The following is a 24,892-nucleotide window of genomic DNA, read 5'->3' on the forward strand; positions in this document are numbered from 1 at the left end:
GGACTCCCCCACGGCGTCCCGCACGCTCGTAGAGTGACACGAGCGTGGACGACGGGAAGGACCGGCGATGACGTCGACGACTGCGGCGCAGGCCGCCATCCTCACCGAGGGGCTGGTCAAGCGGTTCGGGGCTTTCACCGCGCTGGACGGCGTCGACCTCCGCGTCGGGACCGGCGAGGTGCACGGGTTCCTGGGGCCGAACGGGGCCGGCAAGTCCACCGCGATCCGGGTCCTGCTCGGGCTGCTGCGGCCGGACGGCGGGCGCGCGGAGCTCCTCGGCGGCGACCCGTGGCGGGACGTCGTGGAGCTGCACCGGCGGCTGGCCTACGTGCCCGGGGACGTGGTGCTCTGGCCGGGCATGTCCGGCGGCCAGGCGATCGACCTGCTCGGCAACCTGCGCGGCGGCCTGGACCGGAGGCGCCGGTCGGAGCTGATCGAGCGCTTCGAGCTGGACCCGACCAAGCGGGGGCGTCAGTACTCCAAGGGCAACCGGCAGAAGGTCGCCATCGTCGCGGCCCTGGCCTGCGACGTCGAGCTGCTCATCCTCGACGAGCCGACCTCCGGGCTCGACCCGCTGATGGAGGCGGTCTTCCAGGACGAGATCGAGGCGGTCAAGGAGCAGGGCCGCACCGTCCTGCTCTCCAGCCACATCCTCTCCGAGGTCGAGGCCCTGGCCGACCGCGTCAGCCTGATCCGCGCCGGCCGGATCGTGCAGACCGGCACCCTGGAGGAGCTGCGCTCCCGCACCCACGTCTCGATCACCGCCACCCTGGCGCGCTCCCCGCACGCCGCGGCCCTGGCCACGCTGGAGGAGCACCACCTCGACGACCGCGGACGGCTCACGGCGACCGTCCGGCCGGACCGCGTCGAGGCCGCCATGGCCGCGCTGGCGCCGCTGGGACTGAGCCGGCTCACCGTCACGCCGGCCTCGTTGCAGGACCTCTTCCTGCGCGAGTACGGGCAGGAGGGCGCCGACGCCCGGGGCGGGCGGGCATGAGCGCCGTCACCGGCACGCCGGTCCTGGCCCGGGCCACGCTGCACCAGGACGGGCGCAACATCGCTCCGTGGGTGCTGCTCATCTCGCTGCTGTCGGCCTCCTCGGTCCTCATCTACCGCTGGATCTTCACCAGCGAGGCCGAGCGCACCGCGCTGGCCACCAGCCTGGGCCTCAACCCCGCGCTCTCCCTGATCTTCGGCCCGGCCGGCGACCTGACCAGCGCGGACGGCTTCAACGCCTGGCGGGCCGGGATGCTCGGCGCGTTCTTCGCCGGGCTCATGACGATCCTGATCGTGGCCCGCAACGGCCGGGCCCAGGAGGACTCCGGCCAGGCCGAGCTGCTCGCCTCCGCCGTCGTCGGGCGCCAGACGCGGCTGTTCGTCGCCGTCCTCGTGGCCTCCCTGGCCGCGGCGGCCCTCGGCGTCGTCTGCTTCCTGCTCACCTGGGCCAGCGGCGGGGGCGTCCTGGCCAGCGCGACCCTCGCCGCGACGTTCACCGCCTCGGGGCTGGTCTTCGCGGGGGTGGCAGCCGTGACCAACCAGCTGGCCTCCGACGCGCGGGCGGCGACCGCGACGGCCATCGGCACCCTCGGGGTGCTCTACGCGCTGCGCGGCTACCTCGACTCCTCCGCGGCGGCGGCGTGGACCGGCTGGCTGACGCCGTTCGGCTGGTTCGCGCGGGCCGACCCGGGCGGGAGCCCCACGTGGTGGCCGCTCCTGGTGGCGCTGGGGTGCGCGGTGCTGCTCACGGCGGTGGCCTTCGCCCTGCAGCAGCGGCGCGACTTCGGGCTCGGGATGGTGCCGCAGCGGCCCGGCCCCGCCGACGGCGGCCGGGGAGCGAGCCTGCCCGGGCTCACCCTGGCGCTGCACCGGGGATCCCTGGTCGGGTGGGCGCTGGCGTTCGTCGGGCTGGGCCTGCTCTTCGGCACCCTGGTCACCTCGGTCGGCGACCTCGTGGCGCAGAACCCCGCCATGGCAGCGATCCTCGCCGCCGGCGGGGTCTCGACCGACGACCTCTCCGCCGCGTTCGTCGCGACCGTGCTGCAGATCATCGGCATCGTCGCGGCGGTCCTCGGCGTCCAGATCATCATGCGCATCCACGCCGAGGAGGTCGACCACCGCGTCGAGCCCCTCCTGGCCGCGGCCGTCCGGCGACCGGCCTACCTGGCCACCAACCTCGCGCTGGCGCTGGTCGCCACCGCGGGCGCGATGCTGCTCTCCGGGCTCGGCCTGGGGTACATGGCCCACCGCCAGGACGCCGCCGTGTCCCCCACCGACGTGGTGTCCCAGGCCCTCGTCACCGTGGTGGCCGTCTGGGTGCTCGTCGCGCTCGCCACCGCGGCCGTCGGCGCGGTGCCCTCCCGGCGGGTCGTGGGGTGGCTCGGCGTGCTGGCGACCTTCGGCCTCACCCTGCTCGGGCCGACCTTCCGGCTGCCCGGGTGGGCGCTGTCCATCAGTCCTCTGCGCCACGTCCCGGTCGTGTCCGCGGCCGACCCGGCGTGGTCCGGGCTGGCCTGGCTGACCCTGCCCCTCGCGCTCTTCCTGGTCGTCGCCTTCGTCGGCTTCCGCCGCCGCGACATCCTCTGAGGCGGGTGCGGCGGCGGGGCGCGCGGCTCCTCCTCAGAGCTCCAGGGCCCGCACCACCGGCACGCCCACCCGGTAGGGGATGTGCAGCCAGCTCGGCGCGTCCACGAGCGCGAAGTCGGCCCGCAGCCCCACCGCGATCCGCCCGACGTCGGTGCGTCGCAGCGAGGCCGCCGCGCCGACCGTCGCCGCCCGCAGCGCCTCCGCCGGCGTCATGCCCGTCTCCCGCACCGCCAGCGCGATCATCAGCGGCATCGAGGAGGAGTAGCAGGTGCCCGGGTTGCAGTCGGTGGCGATCGCGACCTGCACGCCGGCGTCGATCAGCCTGCGGGCGTCCGGGTAGGGCTGCCGGGTGGAGAACTCCACCCCCGGCAGCAGCGTCGCCACGGTCCGGCTGCCGGAGAGCGCCTCGACGTCCGCGTCGGACAGGAACGTGCAGTGGTCCACGCTGGCCGCGTCCAGCTCGACGGCCAGCTGCACGCCGGGCCCCTCGCTGAGCTGGTTGCCGTGCACGCGCAGCTCCAGGCCGGCGTCGCGCCCCGCCTCGAGGATCCGCCGCGACTCCTCAGCGTCGAACGCGTGCGGGCTGGCCGGCTCGCAGAAGACGTCGATCCAGCGCGCGTGCGGCGCGCACGCCTCCAGCATCTCGCCGCACACCAGGTCGACGTAGGCCGCGCGCCCGCCGCCGTCGCGCCGCTCCGGGGGGACGACGTGGGCACCCAGGTAGGTGACCTCGGAGGTGACCTCCCGCGCCAGCCGGAGCGCCCGCACCTCGTCCTCCACGGTGAGCCCGTAGCCGCTCTTGATCTCCACGGTCGTGGTGCCCTGGGTGCGCATCTCCTGCACGCGCTGCTGGAGGAGGGCGCGCAGGTCGGCGTCGCTGGCCGCCCGCGTCGCCTCGACGGTCACCGCGATCCCGCCGCCGTCGTAGGGCGTGCCGGACATCCGCGCCGCGAACTCGGCCGAGCGGTCCCCGGCGAACACCAGGTGGCTGTGGGAGTCGACGAGCCCGGGGATGACCGAGCGGCCCTCCAGGTCGACCGCCCAGTCGGCCTGCGGAGCCTGCGACGCGGGTCCGAGCCACTGGACGGTGGGGGCGTTGTCCTCGCCGCCGCCCCCGATGACGACGGCCGCGTCGCGCAGCACGCCGAGGCCCGCGTGCAGCGGTTCGTCGAGGGCCCCCTCGAGGGTGTCGTCGCAGGTGACGAGCTCGGCGATGCCGGTGATGAGCATGCTCATGTCTTCAGGTGTCCTTCCACAGGGGGGTGATCGCCTCGTGCAGCAGCCGACCGACGTCGCCGAGGCGGTGCCGGCCGGCCTCGACGACGACCCTGCCGTCCACGACGACGGTGTCGACGTCGGCCGCGGAGGCGGCGAGCAGCAGCTGGGCCGGGTCGGCGCCGGCGGTGCGCACGCTGTCGTCGCGGACCGCGACCAGGTCGGCGCGGGCGCCGACCTCGATCCGCCCGGCGTCGGGCCAGCCGATGCTCTCGTGGGCGGTGGCCGCGTCGAGCAGCTCGCTCGGCGCGAGCCGGCCGCGCTCCAGGCTGGCGAGGCGCTCGTGCATCTCCAGCGCCCGGGCCTCCTCGATGAGGTCGACGACGGCGTGCTGGTCCGAGCCGAGCGAGAGGCGCGCACCCGCGTCGCGCAGCGCCACCGCAGGACCGATGCCGTCGGCCAGGTCCCGCTCGGTGGTCGGGCAGAAGCACGCCCACGAGCGGTGGCCGCCGAGCAGCGCGACGTCCTCGCCGGTCAGGTGGGTGGCGTGCACGGCGGTCAGGTCCGGCCCGAGCACGCCCTCGGCCTCGAGCAGCCCGGTCGGGGTGAGTCCGTGCGCGGCCAGGGCGGCCTCGTTCTCGGCCGGCTGCTCGGACAGGTGCACGTGCAGCGGGGTGCCGGAACGGTTCACCCCGTGCGGCGGGACGAGCGGGACCGGCCCGGTGTGGACGTCGCCCGCGCCGAACCGGGTCTGCGGGCGCGGCCGCGCCCGCACGGCGTCGGCCACGACGCCGAGCTGGTCGCGCGGGACCGCACGCACCGAGTGGATCGCTCCGCCGACCCGCAGGTGCGCAGGTCCGCCGGTGAGGTGGTCCTGCAGGTCGTCGACGCGCAGCGCCCAGGTCTGCGCGTCGCCGTCGCCGAAGCGCAGCTGCGGGCCCTCGAGGTCGGCGTACCCGTCCGCACCCAGGCCGCCGGCGAGGTAGCAGGTGTCGAGCAGGGTCAGCCGGATCCCCGCGTCGGCGGCGGCCTGGACGAGCGCGTGGCCCATCGTGTTGGGGTCCACGTAGCGGGCGCCGCCCGGCCCGTGGTGCAGGTAGTGGAACTCCCCCACGGCCGTCACGCCGGCGAGCGCCATCTCGGCGTAGGCGGCCCGCGCCAGCGTGAGGTAGCTGATCGGGTCGAGGCGGGCGGAGACGGCATACATGGCCTCCCGCCAGGTCCAGAAGGTGCCGCCGTCGGCGTGCGTGCGCCCCCGCAGCGCGCGGTGGAACGCGTGGCTGTGGGCGTTGGCCAGGCCGGGCAGCACGACGCCGGGCAGGGCGTGGTCGCCGCGCTGGAGCTCCAGCCCGGTGGTGACGTCGGTGATGCGCCCGTGGTCGACGGTGATCCGCACGTCGCGGGCGAGGCCGTCGGGCAGGTGGGCGTAGCGCGCGTGGTAGGTCGTGCTCATCGGCGGCCTCCGGTGCCCGAGGGTGCGGGGATGAGGGAGTCGAGCCGGTCCAGCACCGCGTCCAGGCAGTGCGTCGAGGTGTCGAGGACCACGTCGGCGCTGCTGCGCAGGAGCGGCTCGTAGGACTCCAGGTCGGCCCGGACGCGCTCCCGCTCGCAGGGATCCTTGCCGAAGTGGTTGGTCGTGCGGGTGGCGAGGCGCTCCCGCAGGACCGGCCACGGGGCGACGAGGGCGACGACGTGGTCGACGAGCGGGTAGAGCCGGCCCTGCCCCTCACCGGTCGCGGCGACCGCGAGCGGACGGTCGTGGCGCGGCTGGGTCAGGATCGCGACCAGCTCGGGCAGGCGCAGGTCGGTGCGGTCCGGGTGCTCGTCGACGAGCCCGTCCTCGTCGGCGTCCACGGTGCGCCAGCCCCGCTCGCGCAGCCCGGCCAGCACGGTCGTCTTGCCGACCCCCGACATGCCGGTGAGCAGGATGCGCGTCATGGCCGCTCCCCGGCGACGAGGTCCGCCACGCACGCCGCGAGGGCCTCGACCCCGGCGTGGCAGTCCTCGCGCTCGGCGTGCTCCGCCGGGCTGTGCGAGACGCCCGTCGGGTTGCGCACGAAGAGCATCGCGCTCGGCACCCCCGCGGTCGCCAGGATGCCCGCGTCGTGGCCGGCGCCCGTCCCCAGCACCGGCACCGAGACCTCGTCCTCGCGCTCGAGGACGCGCCGCAGCCGCTCGCTCAGCCCGGGGTCGAACCGGGTCGTCGGCGTCCAGCTCTCCCTGGTGACCGTGGCCCCGTGCTCCTGGCCGCGGGCGGTCAGCTCCTCGACCATCGCGACCACCTGGTCCTCCTCGGCGCCTCTCGCGTCGAGCCAGCCGGTGACGCGGGAGGGTATGGCGTTCACGCCGCCGGGCTCCACGCGCACCTTGCCCACGGTGGCCACGCACCCGCGCCGGGTGGCGGTGTGCCGCGCGCCGAGGACCAGGTCGGCGTAGCCGAGCATCGCGTCGCGGCGGTCCACCAGGCGGGTGGTCCCGGCGTGGTTGGCCTCGCCGGGGAAGTCGAAGCGCCAGCGACCGTGCGGCCAGATGTCGGAGGCGACGGCGACGGGTGCGTCGAGGTCGACCAGCGCGCGTCCCTGCTCGACGTGCAGCTCGACGAAGGCCCCGACCCGGGCGAGCGCCTCCGGGTCGGGCCCGTAGGCCCCGACGTCCTGCCCGGCCGACCGCAGCGCCTCGCCCATCGTGATCCCGTCGGCGTCGGTCACCCCCAGCGCCCGGTCGCGGTCGAGCTGGCCGGTCAGCACCCGGGAGCCGGCGCAGGCGATGCCGAAGCGGGCGCCCTCCTCGTCGACGAAGTGGGTGACCGCGAGCGGCACGGCCGGGCGGACCCCGAGCTCGCGCAGCCGGTCGACCACGGCCAGGGAGGAGACGACCCCGAGCGGCCCGTCGAAGGCGCCGCCGTCCGGCACCGAGTCCAGGTGCGAGCCGACGACGACGCCCCTGCGCCCCGCCCGCGCCGCGTCGTCCACGGTGCCGGGGCCCTCCCACCACCAGGCCCACTGGTTGCCGACGCGGTCCTGCACCAGGTCCAGCCCCCGACGACCGGCTTCCTGGGCGAACCACTCACGCAGCGCGTGGTCCTGCGCCGTCCAGGCGAAGCGCCGGTAGCCGCCGCCGGCGACGCGTCCGACCGGCTCGAGGTCGGACCACATCCTGTCGAAGGCGGCGGTGCTCGTGCTCCCGGCTGCGGTGCTCACGGCACCGACTCTAGGGTGGATCCTGCGAGTACGGGGGGACGTCGTCGGCCACGACGGCACCGCGCTGCCCGGGTGCGCGCTCGGTGCCGACGGTGGAGTCGCGGGCCGTCTGCCGCTCGGTCTCGGCGTTGAACACGGCGCCCAGGACCAGCAGCAGGATGGTGAGCCAGAGCCAGAACATGCTGATCGCCACACCGGCCAGGGAGCCGTAGGTGCGTTCGTAGGTCCCGAGGTTGGCCACGTACAGGAAGAGTCCGGCCGAGGCGGCCAGCCACAGGGCCGTCGTCGCCGTGGCACCGCCACCGATCCACCGCCAGCGGGCCCGGCCCTGGCGGTCCGGCGCGAACCGGTAGAGGACCGCGACACCGAGCGCGACCAGCGCGGCGAACCCGATCCAGACCACCAGCAGAACGGGCACCCGCACCCAGGTCGGGGCGTCGGACAGCAGGCGGGACAGCAGGGTGCTGAGGGTGATGACGGCCCCCAGGACCACCGCGCCGCCCAGGACGAAGGACAGCGCCAGGACGCTGCGGTGCAGCATGCCTCGGGTCTCCTGCTCCCGGTAGGCCACGGTCAGCGCGTCGATCAGGAACGTCGTGGCCGTCATGGCGGTGCCGAGCGCGACGGCCAGGGCGAGCAGACCGCGGACCGTGAGCAGCTGGGAGGAGGCTGCGGTGATCGACACGAGCTGGTCGGCGACCAGGTCGCCCAGCGCCGGCGGCATGAGGCTCGCCACGCCGGAGAGATGATCGAGGGCCTGGGCCGGGGTGTTGATGGCGCCGTACACGGACAGGGCGGTGAGCAGGACGGGCGCGACGGAGAGCACCGCGAAGAAGGCCACACCCGCGCTGTACAACGAGAGCTTGTCGGCCACCACCCGGCGGGCCACGCGGCGCAGGATCACCAGCCAGCCGCGCAGCGGGATCTGGCCCGGCTCGACCGAGTCGGCGCCGTACGGCTCGGACGGTGGGTCGTGCTCCGCCATGCGCACCATGTCTCAGTGTCGCCCGGCAGCCGCACCCGCACACCTGGAGCGCCCCCGGACAGCTGCCCGGCCCGGGCTCGCCACGCTTCGGGACGACGGCGGCGGCGGTGTCCCGCATAGTGGTGTCAGGGCGGATGACGCATCGTCGTCGGACCCGCCCTTCGACGTCGAAGGAGATCGTCCCCATGCTGACTTTCCTGTCCCGAGCAGCGGCCCGGCTGACCGGTGCCGTCGAGGAAGCACAGACCCTGGACGCCGTGGCCGGGCCGTTGGCCACGGCAGCCTCCACGGTGATCCCGCGCGGACCGGTCAACGACCTGCTCAGCGGCACGCCCGCCGGGCACCCGCTCCATCCTGCGCTGGTCATGGTGCCGCTGGGTTCCTGGCTGTCGGCGACCACGCTGGACGTCCTCGGCGGCCGGGAAGGTCGCGCGGCGGCCCGCCGCCTGCTCGGCGTGGGCAGCCTGGCCGCGGTGCCGGCGGCGCTGGCCGGCGTCAACGACTGGATGGACACCCGGGGTCCGGAGCAGCGGGTGGGGCTGGTGCACGCGTTGCTCAACGTCGGTGGCCTCGGCCTGTTCACCGCCAGCTGGTGGGTCCGGGGCCGGGGGCACCACGGCGTCGGGGTCGCGCTGAGCTCGACCGGTATGGCGCTGGCCGCGGCGGGCGGGTGGTTGGGCGGCCACCTGGCCTATGCCCGCGGGGTGGGCGTGGACACCACCGTCTTCCAGTCCGCCGTCCAGGAGTGGACGGACGTGGGCACCGAGGACCTGGTGCGCGAGGACATGCCCATCCTGGTGCGCGCGCACGGCATCCCGGTCATGCTCGTGCGCGACGGGTCGACGATCGTGGCGTTGGCCGACCGGTGCACCCACCGCGGCGCGCCCTTGCACGAGGGCACCCTCGACGACGGGTGCGTCACCTGCCCCTGGCACGGCAGCCGGTTCCGTCTGGCCGACGGCGCCGTCATGCACGGCCCGGCCACCCGGCCGCAGCCCCGCTTCGAGGTGCGCGTGCACAACGGCCGGCTCGAGGTCCGCCAGGCCGGGGAGCTCCCCTCGCTGAGGACGAATCCGGTCTCCTGAGCCACGCGGGGTCCGATCCGGGGCGCGCCGCGCAGCGACGGCATACCGTCGGAGCCATGAGCGAGGAGCGCGCGCTGGCGGCGGTCGCGGAGAGCGGCCTGGAGCACACGGTGACCCGGCACGGCCGGGTCGCCAGCCTGGCGGAGGCGGCCGCGGCCCGCGGCGTGGAGCCGCGCGACGTCGTCAAGACGCTCGTGGTGCGACGGGGCGAGGGCGACTTCCTGTTCGTGCTGGTGCCCGGCGACCGCGAGATCGCCTGGCCCAGGCTGCGGGCGCTGCTCGGGGTCAGCCGGCTGTCGATGCCGGACGCCGGGGTGGCCAAGGAGGTGACCGGCTACGAGCGCGGGACGATCACGCCGTTCGGGTCCACCACGGCCTGGCCCGTCGTGGCCGACGCCTCGCTGCGCGGCGATCCGGCCCGGACCGTCTCGGTGGGCGGCGGCGCCCACGGCGTCGCCGTCACGGTCAACGCCGAGGCCGTGCTCGCCTACTGGGGCGCGACGGTCGCCGACGTCACCGAGCCCGCCGGGCAGAAGCGCTAGCTCAGGCCGTCGTGCCCTTGCTGACCTCGGGCAGCGTCCGCGACACGACGACACCGACCAGGCCGAGCGCCGCCAGGAAGGCCAGCGCCACCACGGCGCCGAGCACCGCGAGCCCTGCGGAGACGGCGCCGACGACGAGCAGCAGCACCCCCATGGCGGTGTTGGACACGGCGATGTAGCTCGTCCGCAGCTCCTCGCCGGCCATGTCCACCACGTAGGTCTTGCGGCCCACCCGCACCGCGGTGTGCGCCAGCGAGAGCAGGAGGAAGGCCGCCGGGTAGAGCCACCAGCGCCCGTTCGTCGCCGGCAGCAGGTGCAGGGCGAGGAAGAGGACGACGGTCGTGCTCGCGGCCGCCGCGGCCCACGTCATCAGCCGCTGGGAGGACCGGTCGGCCAGGCGTCCGAACAACCGGCCGCCGACCAGCGCCGCCAGCCCCTGGGCGATGACGAACGGTCCCAGCCCCTGCAGGCTGTTGCCTCCCTCCTGGGCGGCCAGCACGACGACGAACGGGGGCGAGAGCGCGGAGACCAGGAGCAGCCCGCGGGCCAGCACGAAGCGCCGGAACGGCGCGTCGTCGCGCAGCAGCTCCCAGGAGCTTCGGAGCCAGCCGCCCGCCCCGTCGTCCACGAACTCGGCCTCCGGCTCGCGGATGCCGCTGAAGATCAGGACGGCCACCATCCAGGCCAGCGCCGCCGCGCCGAGCAGCCAGGCGATCACCTGCGCCGAGACGTCCTCGCCGCCGAAGATGCGGATGGCCAGACCCAGCGTGATCGCCACCGCCCCGGAGAGCATGGTCGAGATCCCGCTGATCTGGCCGCGTTCGCCCTTGGGGACGATGCGACCGAGCACGTCCTTGCCGGCGAGCGAGTTGAGCGAGCGGGCCAGCGCGAAGACCCCCAGCAGCACCACCACGGCCAGGCCCGCGGCCCAGCCGGAGAGCGTGGCGACGGCGAACGCCATACCTGCGCTCGCCGCTGCCTGCCCGGCCGAGCCCCAGAGCCAGAACCTGCTCCGGACGCGCGAGCGCTGCAGCACCGGGGAGAACGCCGCCTGCGGCAGCATCGAGCCGGACTCGCGCACGGGAACCAGCAGGGCCAGCGCGGCCGCCGGCGCGCCGACCGCCGTGAGGGCCCACGGCAGCACGGTCTTGGCGTTGACGACCTGGTCGCCGGTCGCCTGCAGGACGTGGGCGAGGAGGTAGCGCAGCCCGTTGCGGCCGACCAGCTGCTGCTCGTCGGCCTCCTGGTCGGACCGGTCGGCGTGCACCAGGCGCTGGTAGAGGCGGAAGGAGGCTGGCACGGTCCTTACGCTGCCACACCGGGAGGGGCATGCCGTGCACGTCGGCCCCCGCGCGGCCGCCGCGGCGTGGCCAGCAGCACACCCCCGACGACCAGCGCGGCCCCGAGCACCTGGACCGGCGACGGGGGCCGGCCCAGGAGGGCGGCCAGGACCATGACGAAGACGGTGACCAGGTTCATCGAGGTGCCGGCCGTGCCCGGGGACACCCTGGGCAGGGCGTGGTTCCAGCACAGGTAGGCCCCGATGGAGGGGAAGAGGACGATGTAGGCCACCGCCCACCAGGTCGGCGCGTCCGGAGGCGCCTGCACGCCGGACGCGAGCGCGAAGGGGGTGAGCACGACGGCGGCGACCACCACCTGCAGGGCGGTCGCGCTGAGCGCCGGCAGCCCCAGGCGCTGGCTGCCGAGGGTGTAGGCCGACCAGACCACGACCGCGACGAGCATGATCAGGTCACCGCCGTTGAGGCGCAGCGCGAGCAGTGCCGACACCTCGCCCCGGGAGAGGACGAGCAGCACGCCGACCAGCCCGAGGCCGACGCCGGCCCAGGTCCGCCACCCGGCCCGCGCCAGTCCGGCCAGCACGGCCATGACCACCATGACGGCGGGGTTGATCGCGTTGATGACCGAGGCGCTGACCGCCGAGGTGCGCTCCAGCGACGCGTACAGCAGCATCGGGTAGCCGCTCATCCCGAGCACCCCCAGCGCGAGCAGGGGCTTCCACCGCCGCGCCACCGCCCGCCAGTCCGGACGCTCCACGACGTGCGCGACGAGCAGCAGCGGCAGCGCGGCCAGCGTCCAGCGCAGCCAGGTCAGCGACAGCGGGTCGACCGAACGCACCGCCAGCTCGCCCACCGTGAAGTTGCCCGCCCAGAACAGCGTCGCGAGCGCGAGCAGGAGGAGGGGCGGCACACGAGGGAGGGTATGCGGTCCCGTCGCCGCACGTCCCCAGGCTCGGGTCAGCTGCCCTCCTCGACCGCCTCCTTCGAGGCCTTCTTCGAGCTGTCCGACCGGGCCGGCCCGGTCCCCTCGGCCCTCTCGGCCTGCTGCGCGGCCCGCTCCGCCAGCGGGCCGGGGCCCTCGTCCGCATGCCTGGCGACGTAGCCCTGCGGATCCTTGTCCTTCGGCGCGATGCCGGTCGCGGCCTTGAGGGACTCGTAGCGCAGGAAGGCGACGGCGATCTCGTGACGCAGCTGCAGGCTGGTGCGCTGGCGGAAGTCGGCGAGGTCCTGGCGCTCCTCCTCGGCCATGTGCTCGCTGTTGTGCAGGTCGCAGTCGGTGACCGCGGTCCACCACGCGTCCGAGCCCGGCTCGGCGTCGGTGACCTGACGGATCGCCTCGCGGATGTCGTTGTGGTCCTTGACCGCGTCCTGCACCTCCTCCTCGGCGGAGGCGGCGTCCCCGGCGCCGGTGCCGAGCCGGAGCAGCTCGGGGTAGAAGTAGCGCTCCTCGGCCTCGGCGTGGGTCTCCAGGAGGATCTGCAGCCGCTCCCAGACGGCGGCCAGGCCCTCGGTGTCGTCCCGGGGGAACTCCTGGAGCATGCCGAACATCCGGCGCTGCTCCGCGTGCTGGTGAAGGATGACCTCGGTGATGTCCATGCCCCGATCCTCGCCCCTCCCGGCGGTCCTCGCAGGTCCACGTCCTATCTGAGCGACTGCTCAGGTTCTGCACTATAGTAGGAGGAGGACCGAGCTCCAGGAGGCATCGTGGCGACGGCACAGACCCGCAGGCCGAACCGCTCCGGCGCGGCGACGAGGGCCGCCCTCGTCTCGGCCGCGCGCGAGACGCTGGTGCAGGACGGGTTCGCGCGGACCAGCGCCCGCTCGGTCGCGGCGCGGGCCGGCTGCTCGCAGGCGAGCCTCTTCTACCACTTCGAGGGCGTGCCCGAGCTGCTGCTGGCCGTGCTCGACGAGGTGAGCGACCGCAGGATGGCGGCCTACCGCGAGCCGCTGCTGGCGGCGCGCACGCCCCGGCAGCTGGCCCGGCTGGGCCGGACGATCGCGGCGGACGACATCGCCTCCGGCGACCTGCGGGTCCTGGTCGAGCTGGTGGCCGGCGCCCCGACCGTGCCCGGCCTCAAGGCGCAGGTCGCCCGGCGGATCGGCCGCTGGGAGGACCTCGTCGCCCGGGCGGCGCAGCGCTTCATACCCCCGCCCCTGCGCGGCACGGTCCGCCCGGCGGTGCTCGCCCACGCGGTGGTGGCCGGTTTCCTCGGGCTGGAGCTGCTGCGTGACCTGCGCGAGGACGGCGCCGGGACCGAGGACGTCCTCACCGACCTGGCGCACGTCGGCCGGCTCGCAGCGGGCGCTCCTGACGCCGGCGGCCCGTCATGAGCACCCCGCGCACCGGCCCGGCCGGCTTCTGGTGGTGGCTCGTCGGCGGCGCGGTCCTCACCTTCCTCGGGCTGTCGCTGCCGTCCGCGCTCCTCGTCGGCTTCCCGCTCGCCGCGGTCGTGGCCGCGGTCCTGAGCTGGCGTTCGTGGCTGCCCGGCTACCTGCTCGGCACGTCCCTGCCGCTGCTGTGGGTGGCGTGGGAGAACCGCGGAGGGCCGGGATTCGTGACCTTCCGGACCGACGCCGGCGGAGGCGGCCACGAGCTGCTCGACCCGGTCCCCTGGCTGCTCGTCGGCCTCGCCCTGGTGCTGCTGGCGGCCGTGCTCCTCACCCTCGGCCGGTGGCGCAGGACCTCCACCGCGGACTGAGGACGGCCGGGGACCTCATCGCTCGCCGCCCTCGCGCATCGGCACGCGCACGCCGCGCTCGGCCGCGACCTGCTCGGCCTCGGGGTAGCCGGCGTCGACGTGCCGGATCACGCCCATGCCCGGGTCGTTGGTCAGCACCCGCTCGAGCTTGCGCCTGGCCAGGTCGGTGCCGTCGGCGACGGACACCTGCCCGGCGTGGATCGAGCGGCCGATGCCGACGCCGCCGCCGTGGTGCAGCGACACCCACGAGGCGCCGGAGGCGGTGTTGACCAGCGCGTTGAGCAGCGGCCAGTCGGCGATGGCGTCGGAGCCGTCGATCATGTCCTCGGTCTCGCGGTAGGGGCTGGCGACCGAGCCGGCGTCCAGGTGGTCGCGACCGATGACCAGCGGGGCGCTGACCTCGCCGCTGGCCACCATCTCGTTGAAGCGCAGCCCCGCCTTGTCGCGCTCGCCGTAGCCGAGCCAGCAGATCCGCGCCGGCAGGCCCTCGAAGGCGACCCGCTCACGCGCGCCGCGCAGCCACGCGTGCAGGTGCTCGTCGTCCGGGAAGAGGTCCATCACGGCCTGGTCGGTGGCGTAGATGTCCTTCTCCTCCCCGGAGAGCGCGGCCCAGCGGAACGGGCCCTTGCCCTCGCAGAACAGCGGCCGGATGTAGGCGGGCACGAAGCCGGGGAACTCGAAGGCCCGCTCGTAGCCGCCCTTGCGCGCCTCGTCCCGGATGCTGTTGCCGTAGTCGAAGACCTCGGCGCCGGCGTCCTGGAACTCCACCATCGCCTGCACGTGCCGGGCCATCGACTCCTCGGCGCGGTCGGTGAACTCCTCGGGCTTCTTCTCCGCGTACTCGTGCCAGCTGGCCAGGTCGATCCCGGTCGGCAGGTAGGACAGCGGGTCGTGCGCGGAGGTCTGGTCGGTGACGACGTCGATCGGCACGCCCCGGCGCAGCAGCTCGGGGAAGACCTCGGCGGCGTTGCCGACGACGCCGACGGAGACCGCTTCCTTGTCGGCCTTCGCCCTGAGCACGCGCTCGACCGCCGCGTCCAGGTCGTCCGCGACCTCGTCGAGGTAGCGGCTCCTCACCCGGCGGCGCAGGCGCGCCTCGTCGACGTCGACGATGAGGCAGGTGCCGCCGTTGAGCGTGACGGCGAGCGGCTGGGCGCCGCCCATCCCGCCGCAGCCGCCGGTGAGCGTGAGGGTGCCCGCGAGCGAACCGCCATACCTCTTGGCGGCGACGGCCGCGAAGGTCTCGTAGGTGCCCTGCAGGATGCCCTGGGTGCCGATGTAGATCCAGGAGCCGGCGGTCATCTGGCCGTACATGGTCAGGCCGAGGTGCTCCAGGCGGCGGAACTCCGGCCAGGTGGCCCAGTCGGGCACGAGGTTGGAGTTGGCGATGAGCACGCGAGGGGCCCACTCGTGGGTCTGGAAGACGCCGACGGGTCGCCCGGACTGGACGAGCATCGTCTCGTCCTCGCGCAGGTCGGTCAGCGTGCGGACCATGGCCTCGAAGCTGCGCCAGTCGCGCGCCGCCCGCCCGGTGCCGCCGTAGACGACGAGGTCGTCGGGCCGCTCGGCGACCTCGGGGTCGAGGTTGTTCATGAGCATCCGCAGGGGAGCCTCGGTGGCCCAGGACCTCGCGGTGAGGGTGGTGCCGCGGGCTGCGCGGACGGGGCGTGCGCCTTCCATGGTGTCTCCTTCGACGGGGGGCGGTCGGTCGGATGTCCCTATCTGATCGTCTCCCGGACGGCGGCGACAGGGGTATGCCGTCTCTTGCGTCTCGCATGCCAGACGGGCCGGCGCGTGGTCGGCTCAGCGCAGCGGACCGGCCTCCGCCTCGGCTGCGGCGCGGACGCGCCCGTCGAGGACCAGGCCGACCGTCGTCTCGATCTCCGGGGAGAGCCAGCGGTCCGGGCCGGGGCCGTCCACCCCGGCCGCGCGGAGCAGCGCGACCACCGCGCCGGTCGCCGGTGCCGGGGTCAGCGGCGCGCGGAGGTCCAGCGCCCGGGCGGCGGCGAGCACCTCGATGCCGAGGACGCGGCCGAGCCCCTCGACGCTGCGGCGCAGCTTGCGCGCGGCGCCCCAGCCCATCGACACGTGGTCCTCCTGCATCGCCGAGGAGGGGATGGAGTCCACGCTCGCCGGGACGGCCAGCCGCTTGAGCTCGGAGACGACGGCCGCCTGGGTGTACTGCGCGATCATCAGGCCCGAGTCGGTGCCCGGGTCGTCGGCGAGGAAGGGCGGCAGCCCGCGGTTGCGGGCCACGTCGAGGAAGCGGTCGGTGCGCCGCTCGGAGATGCTCGCGACGTCGGCGGTGACGACGGCCAGGAAGTCGAGGACGTGGGCGACCGGCGCGCCGTGGAAGTTGCCGTTGGACTCCACGCGGCCGTCGAGGGTGAGGACCGGGTTGTCGACGGCGGAGGCCAGCTCGCGGTCGGCCACCAACCGGGCGTGGTCGCAGGTGTCGCGGGCCGAGCCGTGCACCTGCGGGGAGCAGCGCAGGGAGTAGGCGTCCTGGACGCGGGTGCAGGCCTCCGGGTCGCGGTGGCTGTCCCGGATCGGGCTGCCGGCCATGACCGCGCGCAGGTTCTGCGCGGAGACGGCCTGGCCCAGCTGCGGGCGCAGCGCCTGCAGGTCGGCGGCGAAGACGTCGTCGGTGCCCAGCTGGCCCTCGACGCTCATCGCGGCCGCGACGTCGGCGGTGGCGAGCAGGGTGTCCAGGTCGTGCAGGGCGAGCACGAGCATGCCGAGCATCCCGTCGGTGCCGTTGATGAGGGCCAGGCCCTCCTTCTCCTCCAGCACGACCGGGGTGAGGCCGGCGGCGGCGAGCGCCTCGGCGGCCGGGGTGGCCTCGCCCACCACGCCGGGGACCTGGCCGGGCTGCGCCGGCTGGTCCGACCACTGCGGCGCACCGGCCGGGGGGCCGACGCGCACCATACCCTCGCCCATGACGGCGAGCGCGCAGTGCGCGAGCGGCGCGAGGTCGCCGGAGCAGCCGAGCGAGCCGTGCTCGCGCACGACCGGGGTGATGCCGGCGTTGAGCAGCGCCGCGTAGGCCTGCGCGGTCTGGACCCTGACGCCGGTGCGTCCGGTCGCCAGGGTCGACAGGCGCAGCAGCATGGTCGCGCGGACCACCTCGCGCTCGACCTCCGGGCCGGAGCCGGCGGCGTGGCTGCGGACGAGGGAGCGCTGCAGCTGGTCCCGCTTCTCCGGGGGGATGCTCGTGGTGGCCAGGGCGCCGAACCCGGTCGAGATGCCGTAGTGCGCCCGGGTGTCGCCGGCCAGCCCCTCGATGATCTCGCGGGTCGCCGTGATCGCTGCGAGGGCCGTCCCGGAGATCCGCACGCGGGCGCCGTGCCGGGCGACGGCGACGACGTCCTCGTGGCTCAGCGGGCCGACGTCGACCACGACGTCGCTCGGGGTGGCGGGGCCGGGAAGACGGGTCATGGCTCTACTCCACACCCTCCTGCGCGCAGGAAGGACGCGGGGGACGGCCTATCCGTCTGGGATGCGAGACAGGACCGGCGTCCGAGGCGGCGCCGGGCGTGGCGCGCCGGCGCCGGGCGTGGCGCGCCGGCGCCCTGCGTACGGGCAGCGGCCGGTGCCGCCGCTCCCAGGGCCACCCTCTACCTTGGTCGCCATGGACGACGCCCTGATCAGCGCCTTCTGGGCGGACGCACGGCTGCGGGGCGGGATCAACCCGGTCGCCGGCTACCTCGGGGCGACGGCCGCCGACACGCTTCCCCCGCCGGCGTGGTCGTTCGGCGCCGCCCCGCTCGAGGCCGACCGGCTGCTGGCGCAGGTGCTCGCCGGGCGCAAGACTGCGACGACGAGCGCGCTGTGGGACTACGAGGAGGAGGCGCGCGCCCGGGCGGAGGCCGAGCGGGAGGAGCCAGGCGGTGAGGCGGACGGCGGTGAGCTGGACCTCGGTGAGGTGGACCACGGTGAGGTGGACCACGGTGAGGTGGACCACGGTGGGGACGGTGCCCGCGGCCACGGCGGCGACACCCTGACCAGGACCCGGCTCGACCTGGCGCTGCCGGCCCCCGGGTCGTTGTCGATCGTGGTCGACGGCCAGGACGTGCCCAGGGCGCTGATCCGGACGACGCACGTGGAGCTCGTGCCCTACGGCGAGGTCGACGAGGCGCACGCCCTGCGCGAGGGGTTCGGGTCGTTGGCGCAGTGGCGCGCGGAGCACCGGCGGTTCTTCAGCGAGCACGCGCCGGCGGACCACGAGCTCACCGACGGGACGATGCTCGTGCTGGAGCGCTTCGTGGTGCTCGTGCCCGCCAGGGCGCGCCGGGCGGCCAGGCGGGCCGGCCTGCTCTAGGAGCGCTCAGCGCACGTCGAGGAACCACATCCCCGAGCGCAGCGTGCGCTCCCCCTGCTCGAGGACGAGCGGGCGCCCGAAGAGCGGGCCGTCGACGACCACCGTGTGGAACTCGCCGTACTCCCCCGACGGGTCGACCCCGGCCGCCTGCAGCTCGGCGACGACCTGCTCGTCCATCACCCGGCCGAGCAGGTCGAGCGGGACCATCTTGTCCTTGACGGCGACGATCATCGCGCGGAATCCCTGGTCCACCACCGACCGGGCGTGCCCGGTGGTGTCGCGCTTCCACAGCGGCAGGAGCGCGGTGGTGCCCGCCTCGCGGGCCAGCCGCTGCTGCCACTCACGGTGACCCTCGACGTCCAGGTCCCCGAAGACGCCGGTGGTGAACCCGTCCTGCGCGGCGCCGCGCACGAGGCCGAGGAGGGCCTGGGCATACTCCGACCAGGACGACGCCGCGAAGCGGATCGGCACCCCGATCGCCTCCGCCTGCCGGACCAGCACGTCGCGGTGCAGGCCGTGCGAGCGCGAGCGCTCGCCGTCCTCGGTGAGCATCGTCAGCAGCAGGGCGGGGTCCTCGCGCCGCCACACCTCGTGCAGCGCCGCCGCACAGTCCTTGCCGCCGCTCCACGAGCAGTACAGCCCTGCCATCCGCACCATCCTGTCCTCGCCGCGGACCGTCCGCGCCTCCTCCGATCCTAGGAGGGCGGCCCCGAGCCGGCCCGGAAGGTGCCCCCGACCGCGCGGCGGTGGTGCAGCCGACCGCGGCGGCGCAGCAGCCGGACCCGGCGCGGCACCGGGGCGCGACGGCATACTGACCGGATGGCCAACGCACCCGCCGCGGCGCACGCGCTCGACGTGCTCGTGCTGCTGGCGCAGCACGCCTCGCCGCTGCCGGCGGCGAGCATCGCGCGGGAGCTGGGACTGCCCCGTTCCACGACCTACCACCTGCTCGCCGTGCTCGTGGACCGCGGGTTCGTGCTGCACCTGCCGGAGGAGCGGCGCTACGGGCTGGGGGTGACGGCCTTCGAGCTGGGGTCGGCCTACACCCGGCACGCGCCGCTGCAGCGGCTGGCGCGCCCCGTCCTGGCCCGGCTGGCCGACTCGACCGGCCAGAACGCCCACCTCGGGGTGCTCCACGGGCGCGACGTGGTCTACGTCGTCGAGGAACGGGTCGCCGGACGCCCCTCCCTGGTCAGCGACCTGGGCGTGCGGCTACCGGCCTCGCTGACGGCGACCGGCCTGGCGATCCTGGCCGCCCTGCCCGCCGCGCAGGTGCGGGCGCTCTTCCCGTCGGCCGACGCCTTCGTGCAGCGCCACGGGGTCGGGCCCACGTCGCTGTCGACGCTGCGCCCCCACCTGTCCCGGACCAGGACCCGCGGGTATGCCGTGGAGGAGGGACTCGTCACCCCCGGTCTGGACTCGGTCGCCACCGCGGTGCTCGACCCCGCGGGTCACCCCGTCGCCGCCGTCGCGGTGACCGCCGAGAGCACGCACCTGGCGGGGGCGGCGCGGGAGCAGGTCGTGGGGAAGGTACGGCGCACGGCGCAGGAGGTGTCGCGGCGGATGGGACGTCGGGAAGCCCGTGCACACTAGGGTCGCTGCATGACGGACGTCGGGCTGCGCCGGGAGCGGGTCCCGCGCCGCGCGGTCGCGGGCTACGCCGCCGGCAGCGTGGGCACGGGCGGGTTCGGCACGCTTCCGGGCCTGGTGCTCGCCTACTACCTCACCGACACCCTCGCCGTCCCCGCGCTGCTCGCCTCGGTCGCCGTCGCGCTGCCCAAGGTCTGGGACGTGGCGATCGACCCGGTCGTCGGGTCGTGGTCGGACCACGAGCTGCGCCGCCGGTCGACGCGGACCCGGCTGATGACGCTGGGGGCGCTCACCCTGCCGGTGGGCTTCGTCGCGACCTTCGCGGCGCCGACGACGCTGGGCCCGTGGGCCTCCGCGGCCTGGGTGGTGGTCGCGTTCCTGCTGGCGACGACCTCGTTCAGCCTGTTCCAGGTGCCCTACATCGCGCTGCCGGCCGACCTGACCGACGGCTACCGGGAGCGGACGCGGCTGCTCGGCTGGCGGATCGCGGCCCTGGCGCTGACGATCCTCGTCGTGGGCGCCGGCGGACCGGCGGTGCGGGACGCCGCCGGTGGCGGCCCGCGCGGCTACCTGCTGATGGGGATCGTCGTGGCCGCGCTCCTGCTCGTGGGCATGCTCGGCACGGTGCTCGGCACCCGGGGGCTCACCGCGCCGACCGACGTCGCCGGGACCGATCTCGCAGGGACCGACGTCGCCGGGGCCGACGTCGCAGGGGCCGACCTCCCACCCGCCGACGACGCGGGGAGCGAGGCCGTGCCGACCTTGGCCACCGGCTACCGGGCGGGCCTGCACGCCCTGCGCGAGCACACGGCATACCGGGTGCTCCTCGGGGTGTTCGTGCTCCAGGCGGTGGCGACCGGCATGATGCTCGCCGCCGCGCAGTACGTCGCCACCTACACCCTCGGGTCGCAGGCCGCGCTGACCTTCCTGTTCGCGGCGCTCGTCGGTCCGGCGCTCCTGGTCATGCCGCTGTGGACCTGGTATGCCGCGCGCCGCGGCAAGGCCCGGTCCCTCACCGTGGCCTCCGTGCTCTTCATCGGTGCCGCGCTCGCGCTGGTGGCGATGCCGGTGGCACCGGACTGGTGGGCGTACGCGTGCGTCGCCGTCGCCGGCCTCGCCTATGCCGGCATGCAGCTCTTCCCGCTGGCGATGCTGCCCGACGTGATCAGCCGTGCGGGCCGGGAGCAGGGCGGTGCGATGAGCGGGCTGTGGACCGCCGGCGAGACGGCCGGACTGGCCAGCGGGCCGGTGCTCGTGCTGCTCATGCTGGCGCTGGGCGGGTTCGTGTCCAGCGCCGCCGGCGTGCCGGCGGAGCAGCCGCCCGCAGCCCTCTCGGCCGTCGTGCTCGCCTTCTCGGTGGCCCCGGCGGTGCTGGTCGCCGTGAGCCTGGTGCTGCTGCGCCGCTACGAGGAGCCGGAGGTGGCCCTGTGACCGGTCTCGACCCAGACCCTGCGCACCCGTCGGCCGAAGAGCTGCTCGGGCGGCTCACGGCATACCGGTCGCACGACGCACCGACCCACGGCGGGCGCGTGCTGTCCTACGTCTACGACAGCGGGCGGCCCGACCTGGACCGGTTGGCGGGCGAGGCTGCCCAACAGATGCTGTGGGTCAACGGCCTGGACCCGACGACCTTTCCCTCGGTCGCGCTGCTCGAGGGTGACCTGGTGCGGTTCGGGCGCGAGATGCTGCACGGGCCGGAGGTGACCGGGTCGGTCACCTCCGGCGGCACGGAGAGCTGCCTGCTCGCGGTCCTCGCGGCGCGGCAGAGATGGGCCCGGAACGCTCAGGACGCGACGGCTGCGCGACCGCGGCTGGTGCTGCCGGCGAGCGCGCACGCGGCGTTCCACAAGGCTGCCCACGTCTTCGGCCTGGAGGTCGTCGTGGTCCCCGTCGACCCGGCGACGGGCCGTCCCTGCGCCGCCCGGATGGTCGCGGCGCTCGATCAGCCCGACGTGGCGCTCGTGGTCGTCTCGGCGCCGTCCTACCCGCACGGCGTCGTCGACCCCGTGGCCGAGGTCGCCGGCGCCGCGGCCGAGCGCGGGATCCCCTGCCACGTCGACGCCTGCATCGGTGGCCTGGTGCTGCCCTGGTGGGAGGCGGCCGGCGGCGGACCCGTCCCGCCGTGGGACTTCGCCGTCCCCGGGGTGAGCAGCATCAGCGCAGACCTGCACAAGTACGGCTTCGCGCCCAAGGGTGCCTCGCTCCTGCTCTTCGCCGACGGCGAGCTGGACCGGGCCCGCTACTTCGCCCTCACCGGCTGGCCCGGCTACCCGGTCGTCAACCCCACGCTGCTGGGCACCCGCTCGGCGACGTCGCTCGCCGCCGCCTGGGCGGTGGTCGGGGCGCTGGGTGCCGACGGGTACGTCGAGCTGACCGGCCGGACCGTCCGGGCGACCGCCGCCGTGCGGGCCGCGGTCGAGGACGTCGAGGGCCTGCGCGTGCTCGCCGACCCGGTCGGGCCGCTCCTGGCGGTCGGTGCGGACGATGCCCTGCCGCCGGAGCGACGGGTGGACCCGCACGCGTGGGCCGCCGCGGTAGCCAGGCGTGGTTTCGTGCTGCAGGGGCAGCCCGGGATGACGCAGGCCGACGGGACCGTGCTCCCCCGCTCCACGCACCTGACGATGACGCCCGTGACCGAGGACGTGCTCCCCGACCTGGTGGTGGCGCTGCGGGAGGCCGCCGACGAGGTGCGCGGGCGGTCGTCGGGCGGCGGACAAGGGGCGGAGGCCGGGGGTGCCGGTCAGGACACCACGGCCAGGACCACGGCACCTGCCGGGCCGCACGGCATACCCGATCCGCAGGCGCTGGCCGAGGCTGCCCGTGCCGGGGGCGAGCTCGACCTGACCATGGTGCTGGCACTCATCGAGGCGCTGCCGAGAGAGCAGTCGGCCGAGCTGCTCCGCCAGTTCCTCGCCGCGTTCACTGCACCGCGGCAGGCGCACGGTCCCGCTCAGAACGGCGGTGGCGTGTCGTCGGGGCATGTCCATCCCCTCCCTCGACCGTCCCGGTCATCCTTGCCACCGTCGCGGCCGTGATCCTCGCTGCCACTGTCTTGCCCGCCGCCGCCTGAACCTTCTGTGCTCTCGTCGACCAGGCCGAGGATCTCCTCGGGGGTGATCGGTCGTGGTGGCAGTCCCGGTCGACGGCCACCGTCGGCGTCACGGTGGGTGGCGGTGCGCCAGTCGCCGAGGATCAGCCAGTCCTCCGAGCCGGGGATGTCGTCCTCGGCGCCGGTCCGTTCCCCGTCCGCGCGGGAGACCATCGCGGCGTAGAGCAGCTGGTTGGCCAGGTCCCGCCGGGCGGCCAGGTCGGCCGCGCCCGTCCGGCTGGCGCGACCGGGCTCGGGGGCGAGACGGTCGAAGGCGTCGGAGTACTGGCGGTAGTCGTGGGCGCGGGTCCGGGCGACCTGTCCCAGCAGCGTGGTCCAGGTCAGGTCCCGTCGGGGCGTCATGACCGTGCGGACCAGCTTCTTGGTCTTGCGCCAGTGGTCGAGCCTGGACTTGGCGTTGAGGTTGACCTCGGTCGTCGGCCCGCCGTCGGCGTGCTCGTGCTCGTGGTCCAGCTCGCACGCGGACGCCGGCCGGCGACAGCCCGGGCCGCGGCCGTAGACGTCGGCCGCGCGGATCTGGCGGCGCATGTCTGCGTCCGGGGCGTAGCGGGCGACGGTGCGCTCGATGCACCGACCGTCGGCCGGGTCGGTCAGCAGTCGGTAGAACGTCGAGCCGGGCCGCAGCGCGATCACCCGCGCCTGGGCAGGGCTCACCCACCCGGCCGGAAACCCGCGCAGCTCACCCACACCTCGTGGTCGCGCCTCCGTGCGCCGCCGCCTGTTGCGTTGCTCGTCCGGCTGTCTGTGCTGTTGGTCGTCCTGGCGTCTGTGCTCTTGGTCGTCCTGCCCAGGTTCGTCGCCGACCGGCGCTGGAGGACCATCGTCCGTCGCCGATGGAGGCCCCTCGTCGGGAGATCGCGGCCAGTCGTCCGGGGATCGCGGCCAGTCGTCCGGGGATCGCGGCCGGTCGTCCGGGGATCGCGGCCGGTCGTCGGTGTGCAGGTCGTGCCGCGGTGAGGCACCCGGAAGCGGAGGCATGCTGAAGGCGTCCCCGGCCCGGGTGGCTGTGCTCTCACCGGACCGCGTGGACCCGCCGACGGTCGGGCCGCCGCCGAGGGTCGGGCCGCCGCCGACGGGGCCGACGGGGCCGACGGGGCCGACGGGCCGGCCATCGCAGCGGGGGCAGACGACCCGTCCGAGCAGTGCGTCCCAGGGGACGACGAGCTCGACCTGGCCGGCCGGCGTGGCCTCGACGATCGAGCGCAGTGCCTCCACGTCGGCCGGGGTGACGATCGCGTCCGGGTCGTCCTCGTCGGGACCCGGCAGGTCCACCACGCCGAAGATCAGCAGGCAGGCCACGATGTCCGCCCGCAGCTGGGCCAGGGTCCGCTCGTCACCGGCCTTGCGGCACCGACGGGCCATCCCCTCGATCCGAGCGCTGAACGCCACCATCGTGGCCAGCGACCCGGTCACGGTGAACGTGGCCGTGCCGTCCTCGTGCACCTCCAGACCCGTCCCGCGACCGGGGTGCGCCAGCTCCCGCTCCTTGGTGGCGGCCTCCTCGTCCTGCTGCAGGTAGCGGGCGACCTCACGGTCCAACGCCGCGTAGTACTCCGCCTGGTGCCAGGGCCGCGAGGTCAGGTCACCGTCCGGATCGAGCCGCTCCACCGCCGCCAGGTCCGCATCGGTCCCGAACAACGCCTGCGCCACCGCGGTCGCGTCCGCGACCTCCAGCCTGGAGGTCTTGGACTGGAACCTGCGTACCAGCGCCCAGTGCACCTCCCCTCGGCGCAGCGCCCTCAGCACCGGTGCGCGCAGGGATCCCGGCAGGCAGGCCACCGCGACCAGCTGCCGCGCCTCGGTCACCCCGACCCCCAGGGCGACCTGCAGCTCACCGGCGACCGAGGCCTTGACCTCTGCCCGCCAGGCCCTCCGCCGGGTGATGCCCAGGTCCGTCGGCTCCCCCACGCCCCGCTCCCGCAGCAGCACCTCCCCCGTGCGCAGCACCAGGTCCTGCACGGACACCAGCACCGTGGCGTCCACCCCGCACCTCGCCCGCGCCATCGCCACCATGCCGGCGACCACCCCGAGCCCGTCGGCCGGAGGATCCACCGACGGGTGCGCACCGCCCTCCTGGACCGCCTGCGCGACCACGCCCTCCAGCCACGGACCGGCCAGGTCCTCGTCCAGCCCCAGCAGGTCGAGTGCCTCCCGCAGCACCTCTCGGGCGTCCTCGCCCGGGACGTCCCGCTCCTCGGACAGCAGCGCCGCCATGCCCCTCACCCCTTCCGGTGTCCTCCTCCGCCCGGCCCTTCCCCTACCTGC

At 75.0% G+C, this 24,892-nt stretch carries 22 protein-coding genes; 10 read left to right on the forward strand and 12 right to left on the reverse strand.

All coding sequences use genetic code 11. The annotated features are described in order from the left end of the window. The first annotated feature begins 67 nt into the window (after positions 1-67). Positions 68-997, forward strand: coding sequence for an ABC transporter ATP-binding protein (locus tag DV701_RS10290; protein WP_114928224.1), 930 nt, complete (start codon positions 68-70; stop codon positions 995-997). Then, a complete protein-coding gene (locus tag DV701_RS10295) occupies positions 994-2,583 on the forward strand; it encodes an ABC transporter permease (protein ID WP_114928225.1) in 1,590 nt (529 codons plus the stop codon). Before DV701_RS10290 ends, DV701_RS10295 begins: the two co-directional genes overlap by 4 nt. Before the next feature lie 33 nt (positions 2,584-2,616). On the opposite strand, the gene hutI is transcribed toward DV701_RS10295, so the two are convergent. From hutI to DV701_RS10320, 5 genes are read right to left on the reverse strand one after another with little or no spacing between them, the layout of a single operon-like run. Continuing rightward, positions 2,617-3,819: an imidazolonepropionase gene (gene hutI / locus DV701_RS10300; RefSeq protein WP_114928226.1), complete on the reverse strand. Its 1,203-nt coding sequence runs from the start codon at positions 3,817-3,819 to the stop codon at positions 2,617-2,619. Positions 3,820-3,823: 4 nt separating this feature from the next. Further along, positions 3,824-5,251, reverse strand: coding sequence for a formimidoylglutamate deiminase (locus tag DV701_RS10305; RefSeq protein WP_114928227.1), 1,428 nt, complete (start codon positions 5,249-5,251; stop codon positions 3,824-3,826). Beyond that, on the reverse strand, positions 5,248-5,736 hold the full coding sequence (locus tag DV701_RS10310) for an AAA family ATPase (protein WP_202863498.1): 489 nt from the start codon (positions 5,734-5,736) through the stop codon (positions 5,248-5,250). The genes DV701_RS10305 and DV701_RS10310 overlap by 4 nt, the downstream gene beginning before the upstream one ends. After that, positions 5,733-6,998: an allantoate amidohydrolase gene (locus DV701_RS10315; protein ID WP_267874110.1), complete on the reverse strand. Its 1,266-nt coding sequence runs from the start codon at positions 6,996-6,998 to the stop codon at positions 5,733-5,735. Before DV701_RS10315 ends, DV701_RS10310 begins: the two co-directional genes overlap by 4 nt. Positions 6,999-7,008: 10 nt before the next feature. Further along, complete coding sequence (locus tag DV701_RS10320) at positions 7,009-7,983, reverse strand: YihY/virulence factor BrkB family protein (protein ID WP_202863499.1); 975 nt, start codon at positions 7,981-7,983, stop codon at positions 7,009-7,011. A 185-nt stretch (positions 7,984-8,168) separates the two neighbouring features. On the opposite strand from DV701_RS10320, the gene DV701_RS10325 reads away from it, so the two are divergent. Both DV701_RS10325 and DV701_RS10330 read left to right on the forward strand, forming a co-directional pair. Then, positions 8,169-9,068, forward strand: a complete 900-nt coding sequence (locus DV701_RS10325) for a Rieske 2Fe-2S domain-containing protein (RefSeq protein ID WP_114928229.1) — start codon at positions 8,169-8,171, stop codon at positions 9,066-9,068. Positions 9,069-9,124: 56 nt separating this feature from the next. Next, on the forward strand, positions 9,125-9,610 hold the full coding sequence (locus tag DV701_RS10330; protein WP_114928230.1) for an aminoacyl-tRNA deacylase: 486 nt from the start codon (positions 9,125-9,127) through the stop codon (positions 9,608-9,610). 1 nt (position 9,611) lies between these two features. Here DV701_RS10330 and DV701_RS10335 read toward each other — a convergent pair whose 3' ends face one another. Genes DV701_RS10335 through DV701_RS10345 form a run of 3 tightly spaced genes read right to left on the reverse strand, consistent with a single transcriptional unit; the run spans position 9,612 to position 12,504 of the window. Next, complete coding sequence (locus DV701_RS10335) at positions 9,612-10,910, reverse strand: MFS transporter (protein ID WP_114928231.1); 1,299 nt, start codon at positions 10,908-10,910, stop codon at positions 9,612-9,614. Positions 10,911-10,915: 5 nt separating this feature from the next. Then, complete coding sequence (locus tag DV701_RS10340; RefSeq protein WP_114928232.1) at positions 10,916-11,818, reverse strand: DMT family transporter; 903 nt, start codon at positions 11,816-11,818, stop codon at positions 10,916-10,918. 47 nt (positions 11,819-11,865) lie between these two features. Next, on the reverse strand, positions 11,866-12,504 hold the full coding sequence (locus DV701_RS10345) for a hemerythrin domain-containing protein (protein ID WP_114928233.1): 639 nt from the start codon (positions 12,502-12,504) through the stop codon (positions 11,866-11,868). 108 nt (positions 12,505-12,612) lie between these two features. Here DV701_RS10345 and DV701_RS10350 point away from each other — a divergent pair, with 108 nt between their 5' ends. Together DV701_RS10350 and DV701_RS10355 are read left to right on the forward strand one after the other, a co-directional pair. Beyond that, positions 12,613-13,239, forward strand: coding sequence for a TetR/AcrR family transcriptional regulator (locus tag DV701_RS10350; RefSeq protein WP_162802959.1), 627 nt, complete (start codon positions 12,613-12,615; stop codon positions 13,237-13,239). Then, on the forward strand, positions 13,236-13,607 hold the full coding sequence (locus DV701_RS10355; protein ID WP_114928235.1) for a hypothetical protein: 372 nt from the start codon (positions 13,236-13,238) through the stop codon (positions 13,605-13,607). The genes DV701_RS10350 and DV701_RS10355 overlap by 4 nt, the downstream gene beginning before the upstream one ends. Before the next feature lie 15 nt (positions 13,608-13,622). On the opposite strand, the gene hutU is transcribed toward DV701_RS10355, so the two are convergent. Both hutU and hutH read right to left on the reverse strand, forming a co-directional pair. Continuing rightward, positions 13,623-15,287, reverse strand: a complete 1,665-nt coding sequence (gene hutU, locus DV701_RS10360) for a urocanate hydratase (RefSeq protein WP_114928236.1) — start codon at positions 15,285-15,287, stop codon at positions 13,623-13,625. Between the two features lie 123 nt (positions 15,288-15,410). Next, the gene (hutH, locus tag DV701_RS10365) at positions 15,411-17,045 is read right to left on the reverse strand and encodes a histidine ammonia-lyase (protein ID WP_114928237.1); all 1,635 of its coding nucleotides are present in this window, start codon (positions 17,043-17,045) and stop codon (positions 15,411-15,413) included. Positions 17,046-17,238: 193 nt separating this feature from the next. On the opposite strand from hutH, the gene DV701_RS10370 reads away from it, so the two are divergent. Next, positions 17,239-17,928, forward strand: coding sequence for an ASCH domain-containing protein (locus DV701_RS10370; RefSeq protein ID WP_162802960.1), 690 nt, complete (start codon positions 17,239-17,241; stop codon positions 17,926-17,928). A gap of 6 nt (positions 17,929-17,934) precedes the next feature. Here DV701_RS10370 and DV701_RS10375 read toward each other — a convergent pair whose 3' ends face one another. Beyond that, positions 17,935-18,576: a Dph6-related ATP pyrophosphatase gene (locus DV701_RS10375; protein ID WP_162802961.1), complete on the reverse strand. Its 642-nt coding sequence runs from the start codon at positions 18,574-18,576 to the stop codon at positions 17,935-17,937. 171 nt (positions 18,577-18,747) lie between these two features. Here DV701_RS10375 and DV701_RS10380 point away from each other — a divergent pair, with 171 nt between their 5' ends. From DV701_RS10380 to DV701_RS10390, 3 genes are read left to right on the forward strand one after another with little or no spacing between them, the layout of a single operon-like run. Further along, positions 18,748-19,521, forward strand: a complete 774-nt coding sequence (locus DV701_RS10380; RefSeq protein ID WP_114928240.1) for an IclR family transcriptional regulator — start codon at positions 18,748-18,750, stop codon at positions 19,519-19,521. A 9-nt stretch (positions 19,522-19,530) separates the two neighbouring features. Then, entirely contained in the window at positions 19,531-20,949 is a 1,419-nt protein-coding gene (locus tag DV701_RS10385) for an MFS transporter (protein WP_114928241.1), read from the forward strand. Beyond that, on the forward strand, positions 20,946-22,553 hold the full coding sequence (locus tag DV701_RS10390) for a pyridoxal phosphate-dependent decarboxylase family protein (protein WP_114928242.1): 1,608 nt from the start codon (positions 20,946-20,948) through the stop codon (positions 22,551-22,553). The genes DV701_RS10385 and DV701_RS10390 overlap by 4 nt, the downstream gene beginning before the upstream one ends. Here the strand turns inward: DV701_RS10390 and DV701_RS10395 are convergent. Next, on the reverse strand, positions 22,469-24,841 hold the full coding sequence (locus DV701_RS10395; protein ID WP_114928243.1) for an HNH endonuclease signature motif containing protein: 2,373 nt from the start codon (positions 24,839-24,841) through the stop codon (positions 22,469-22,471). The genes DV701_RS10390 and DV701_RS10395 overlap by 85 nt on opposite strands. Between the last annotated feature and the right edge of the window lie 51 nt (positions 24,842-24,892).

The organism is Ornithinimicrobium avium (assembly GCF_003351765.1).
Classification (GTDB): Bacteria; Actinomycetota; Actinomycetes; order Actinomycetales; family Dermatophilaceae; genus Ornithinicoccus; species Ornithinicoccus avius.

Coding starts and splice junctions, on each gene's coding strand:
- DV701_RS10290 (WP_114928224.1), top strand. CDS start 68: ATGACGTCGACGACTGCGGCGCAGGCCGCCATCCTCACCGAGGGGCTG.
- DV701_RS10295 (WP_114928225.1), top strand. CDS start 994: ATGAGCGCCGTCACCGGCACGCCGGTCCTGGCCCGGGCCACGCTGCAC.
- hutI (WP_114928226.1), bottom strand. CDS start 3,819: ATGAGCATGCTCATCACCGGCATCGCCGAGCTCGTCACCTGCGACGAC.
- DV701_RS10305 (WP_114928227.1), bottom strand. CDS start 5,251: ATGAGCACGACCTACCACGCGCGCTACGCCCACCTGCCCGACGGCCTC.
- DV701_RS10310 (WP_202863498.1), bottom strand. CDS start 5,736: ATGACGCGCATCCTGCTCACCGGCATGTCGGGGGTCGGCAAGACGACC.
- DV701_RS10320 (WP_202863499.1), bottom strand. CDS start 7,983: ATGGCGGAGCACGACCCACCGTCCGAGCCGTACGGCGCCGACTCGGTC.
- DV701_RS10325 (WP_114928229.1), top strand. CDS start 8,169: ATGCTGACTTTCCTGTCCCGAGCAGCGGCCCGGCTGACCGGTGCCGTC.
- DV701_RS10330 (WP_114928230.1), top strand. CDS start 9,125: ATGAGCGAGGAGCGCGCGCTGGCGGCGGTCGCGGAGAGCGGCCTGGAG.
- DV701_RS10345 (WP_114928233.1), bottom strand. CDS start 12,504: ATGGACATCACCGAGGTCATCCTTCACCAGCACGCGGAGCAGCGCCGG.
- DV701_RS10355 (WP_114928235.1), top strand. CDS start 13,236: ATGAGCACCCCGCGCACCGGCCCGGCCGGCTTCTGGTGGTGGCTCGTC.
- hutU (WP_114928236.1), bottom strand. CDS start 15,287: ATGGAAGGCGCACGCCCCGTCCGCGCAGCCCGCGGCACCACCCTCACC.
- hutH (WP_114928237.1), bottom strand. CDS start 17,045: ATGACCCGTCTTCCCGGCCCCGCCACCCCGAGCGACGTCGTGGTCGAC.
- DV701_RS10370 (WP_162802960.1), top strand. CDS start 17,239: ATGGACGACGCCCTGATCAGCGCCTTCTGGGCGGACGCACGGCTGCGG.
- DV701_RS10375 (WP_162802961.1), bottom strand. CDS start 18,576: ATGGCAGGGCTGTACTGCTCGTGGAGCGGCGGCAAGGACTGTGCGGCG.
- DV701_RS10380 (WP_114928240.1), top strand. CDS start 18,748: ATGGCCAACGCACCCGCCGCGGCGCACGCGCTCGACGTGCTCGTGCTG.
- DV701_RS10385 (WP_114928241.1), top strand. CDS start 19,531: ATGACGGACGTCGGGCTGCGCCGGGAGCGGGTCCCGCGCCGCGCGGTC.
- DV701_RS10395 (WP_114928243.1), bottom strand. CDS start 24,841: ATGGCGGCGCTGCTGTCCGAGGAGCGGGACGTCCCGGGCGAGGACGCC.